Raw genomic sequence first — 252 nt, 5'->3', positions numbered from 1 at the left:
CAATATAACTTTCCCACCTTTGCTTTCTATATATTCTCTTACTTTAGGGCTTACTCCATATTTAAACCAAAACTGAGCCTCTTTCCCCTGTTCTTCAGCCAGCTCAATTGTCTTCTTAATTTGTGTCCGAGTAGACTTACTTAAGAAGTTTTTTGGATTATCTATAGAGCTATAAGTCCTCTTGACCTGCGCTATGATCTTGTCAGTAACAACATCATATTCACGCCCGGCAATTTCTTGAGATATACCACC

Annotated in this window: 1 protein-coding gene; it reads right to left on the bottom strand. The window is 38.1% G+C overall.

Translation table 11 applies throughout. The features are described 5' to 3' along the window. Positions 1-252 (bottom strand): restriction endonuclease fold toxin (locus tag RTW80_RS30130; RefSeq protein ID WP_312721852.1); only part of this gene is annotated, 252 nt, incomplete at both ends.

It is taken from the genome of Escherichia sp. AM3 (assembly GCF_032029835.1).
Classification (GTDB): domain Bacteria; phylum Pseudomonadota; class Gammaproteobacteria; order Enterobacterales; family Enterobacteriaceae; genus Escherichia; species Escherichia coli.
Note: the sequence above shows the minus strand (reverse complement) of the source record. Positions and strands in the feature narration are given on the sequence as shown.